General features: G+C 47.7%; 4 protein-coding genes and 1 pseudogene. All 5 read left to right on the top strand.

The features are described 5' to 3' along the window. Window positions 1–388, top strand: a pseudogene (locus tag VIN66_RS12245) (type VI secretion system-associated protein TagF); the annotation flags it as partial. A gap of 2 nt (window positions 389–390) precedes the next feature. Then, window positions 391–1,161, top strand: coding sequence for a PP2C family protein-serine/threonine phosphatase (locus VIN66_RS12250; protein WP_331924240.1), 771 nt, complete (start codon window positions 391–393; stop codon window positions 1,159–1,161). Window positions 1,162–1,242: 81 nt separating this feature from the next. Further along, complete coding sequence (gene tssA, locus VIN66_RS12255) at window positions 1,243–2,334, top strand: type VI secretion system protein TssA (protein WP_331924241.1); 1,092 nt, start codon at window positions 1,243–1,245, stop codon at window positions 2,332–2,334. Between the two features lie 51 nt (window positions 2,335–2,385). Continuing rightward, window positions 2,386–2,886, top strand: a complete 501-nt coding sequence (gene tssB / locus VIN66_RS12260; RefSeq protein ID WP_134055099.1) for a type VI secretion system contractile sheath small subunit — start codon at window positions 2,386–2,388, stop codon at window positions 2,884–2,886. Between the two features lies 1 nt (window position 2,887). Then, window positions 2,888–3,632 (top strand): type VI secretion system contractile sheath large subunit (gene tssC / locus VIN66_RS12265; protein WP_331924242.1); only part of this gene is annotated, 745 nt, incomplete at its 3' end.

Here is a 3,632-nt window from a genome sequence, read left to right on the forward strand (position 1 = left end):
GAGCGCCGTATTACAACAACAGGCTCTGCTAACTTTGGAGGATGATTTTAGCTTTGACCTCTGGCTTAGCAGATTGCAGCAGGCGGAAATTAGTTGGCCAGAGAAGCAGCAAATTACGGCGCCGGTAATGCCACAAGCGCAGGGACGTCCAGCCTGGGTGATCAAGAGTAATAGTGAGCCTGATGCGATGTCCTTGTTACACCATAGTTACCGGCAGCAGTTTGAGCGCTATTGCCTGTGGTGGACTGACGGCTCTGAGCAGGTTCCAGCCTGTACTTTGGTCAGTAATGGTTTACCTCAGGTCAGCCAGTATGCAGCAATGCTTAACGGCGATTGGCAACGCTGGCACTGGCAGTATGCAGAGATTAATGATGGCGGAATTGTATAACGATGAGACAAGTTGTATCCCACGCACAGACCCATAAAGGCCTGGTCAGAAAATGTAACGAAGATGCTTGTCTTGATATGGCGGATAGCGGAGTCTGGCTGGTTGCCGATGGCATGGGCGGGCATGCAGCCGGCGATATTGCCAGCCAATTGGTTGTTGATACGGTAAAGGTTGCAGTACAGCGAACCGATGACATATCGCTGCAGTTGCTGACGGAGTCATTACAACAGGCGAATGACGAGTTATGCCATTACAGCGCCAGGAATCTGCAAGGGCGCACCGCGGGCTCTACTGTTGTGATGCTGATGATAGACAAACTGCATTACCATTTTCTCTGGGCGGGAGATAGCCGGGGATATTTGCTGCGCAATAATGTTCTGCGCCAGGTTACGCGTGATCATTCTCAGGTCAATGAAATGGTTGATGAAGGATTGATTGATAGCAGTGAAGCAGAACAGCATGAGCTGGCCAACGTGATAACACGTGCTGTAGGCGTAGACCCTAATCTGACCGTGGATGTCATTAGCGGTGTGTGGCAGCCGGGAGATCTATTCTTGCTCTGCAGCGACGGACTTAACAAGGAGTTGAGTGACGACGAGATTTGTCATTATCTGACACATAACAATATTGCCGAGGCCAACAGAGCGTTGCTGCATTCAACTTTGGTTGCGGGGGCAAGAGATAACGTCACTTGCATCCTGATAAAGGTTGATGTGAATTCTGCATATGTTAATGAAAAGGATAAAACGATACCAATTTATATTAAAAATTAGAAAAAGTGACTTAATTGTTGTTATTAATAAAACAATAAAGTAACATAATTCGCTGGAAAACGTCTCATTCTGGTTGTTGTGATGGAATACAGTGAATTAATTGATTTTGATATGTTAATTAATGAGGTTGATGCCAGTGCACCAGCAGGCATTGATCCGCGTAGTGATATTTCGCCCACATCTCAGTACTATCAGTTGAAAGATATTCGCGGTCAGGCCAGAGCTAACGAGCGGGCGTTACTAGCTGAAGATGAAGATTTTCAGGCGCTGATATCCGATTGGCGCCCTCTTAGCGAAAAAATCCCTCAGGTGTTATGCAGCAGTACCAAAGATCTTGAGTATGCCGCCTGGCTGATTGAGGCACTTTGCCGTACTCATGGTTTTGCCGGTCTTGCCGCAGGCTTTAAAGCAACCCGCTTACTGATAGAGCATTTTTGGACTTGTCTGTATCCACTGCCTGATGAAGACGGCATGGAGATGCGTATTGCACCACTGATTGGCTTGAACGGTTATGAGGGAGATGGTGCTCTTATCACTCCCATTCTGAGTATCCCGCTCACTGATGTGACAGCACACGGTCAGTTTGCCTGCTGGCAATACGAACGTGCGGCTGACATTTCACGCAAGGATGAAAAACGTCAGAAACAAAAAGCCGATGCGGGTATCGCCAGCCTGGAGCAAGTGAAAAACGCAGTTGCAGAGACGCCCGCTGCGTTTTATCAGCACCTCAAAGCGCAGATTGACGATGCTATCGCAGAGTTTGCTTTGCTGTCTCAAGCGATGGACGAGGCTATGGGAGGAGAACCCCAGCCGACCAGTGCAATTAGCAAAGCTCTGCAAAAATGCCTTGATGCAGTTAATTATCTGGCGGCAGACAAGCTGGCAGTTCAGGCGGCAGCTGTCACATTACAGAGTGAAGCTGGCAGTGATACAGAAGGTGACCCTGTTCAGCGGCAGGTTCAGAGTCGTGAACAAGTGCTGTATAGCCTGAAACAGGCGGCTGAATTTTTCCGTAAAACTGAACCTCATTCACCAATTTCGTACGCACTTGAACAGGTAGTTCACTGGAGTGGGCTCAGCTTGCCTGAGCTACTGCAGGAGCTGATCGACGATAACAACAGCCGTAATCATTATTTCCGGTTAGCGGGGATCCCGCAGAAAAGCAGTAGCTGATAAACCGGTACCAACAGGCGTAAATAACAGCTGAGTAACAGGAGAAAGTCAATGGAAAGTATTCACAGTAAGTTGTCCCGGGTGCGTAAGCCCCGAGTGCATATTACATATGACGTAGAGACAGAAGGAGCTGCGGTTAAGAAAGAGTTGCCTTTTGTTGTCGGCGTGATGGGTGATTTTGCCGGGCAGAACACCGAGGCATTAAAGCCGTTAAAAGACCGTCGTTTTGTGCAGATTGACCGCGATAACTTTGATGAAGTGTTAAAGCGGATGAATCCTAAGCTGAATTTCAAAGTTGAAAACAAGTTGGCCGGTGATGGCAGTGAGTTCAGTGTAGACCTTCAGTTTAAATCGATGCAGGACTTTGAGCCAGCGGCAATTGTCAAGCAGGTTGAACCTTTAGACAAGCTGATGGCGACTCGCAATAAGCTGCGGGACCTGATGACAAAAATCGATCGTTCAGAAGAGCTTGAGAATATTCTGGAACGGGTATTAAACAACAATGAAGATCTGCAAAAGCTGGCGCAGGATCTTAGCATAGAGGACAAATAATATGAGTACGGAAGCTTTACTCGAGCAACATGATAATGCTCAGACTGCCTCCAGCTCGTTGCTGGAGCAAGCCATAGGTGCCACCAAGCAAACTGATGCGTCACGTGCAGAAGAGTTGCTGCGTACCTTGACTGAAGAAGCCTTAAGCGGAACCGTAAGCTGGAACAAGAATCTGACGGTGACGTTTAATGAAGCGATTAACCGGCTGGATCAACTGATTTCTGAACAATTGGCTGTCATCATGCACACCCCGGCGTTTCAGAAGTTAGAGGGCAGCTGGCGTGGTCTGAATCACCTGGTAATGAATTCAGAAACCAGTGCTTCGCTTAAAATCCGCATGATCAGTATGAGCAAAAAAGAGCTCTACAAAGATTTGAGCAAAGCGGTGGAGTTTGATCAAAGCCAAACGTTTAAAAAGGTTTATGAGTCCGAGTTTGGTACGCCGGGTGGTGAGCCTTATGGTGCCATTATTGGTGACTATGAATTTACCAATCACCCGGAAGATATTGAAACACTGACGTATATGTCAAACGTTGCGGCGGCTGGTTTTTGTCCGTTCATTTCAGCATCAGCGCCTGCGCTGTTCGGTTTTGATGACTGGACAGAATTATCTAAACCTCGCGATCTGGAAAAAATCTTTGAATCGCTGGAATACACCAAATGGCGATCTTTCCGTGACAGTGATGATTCACGCTTTGTGACACTGACCATGCCACGCGTTCTGGCGCGTTTACCTTATGGTTCGG

Source organism: Rheinheimera sp., from assembly GCF_036568245.1.
Taxonomy (GTDB): Bacteria; Pseudomonadota; Gammaproteobacteria; order Enterobacterales; family Alteromonadaceae; genus Alishewanella.

Bases quoted from the DNA above. Each gene is read 5' to 3' on its own strand.
- VIN66_RS12250 (WP_331924240.1), top strand. From the start codon at position 391: ATGAGACAAGTTGTATCCCACGCACAGACCCATAAAGGCCTGGTCAGA.
- tssA (WP_331924241.1), top strand. From the start codon at position 1,243: ATGGAATACAGTGAATTAATTGATTTTGATATGTTAATTAATGAGGTT.
- tssB (WP_134055099.1), top strand. From the start codon at position 2,386: ATGGAAAGTATTCACAGTAAGTTGTCCCGGGTGCGTAAGCCCCGAGTG.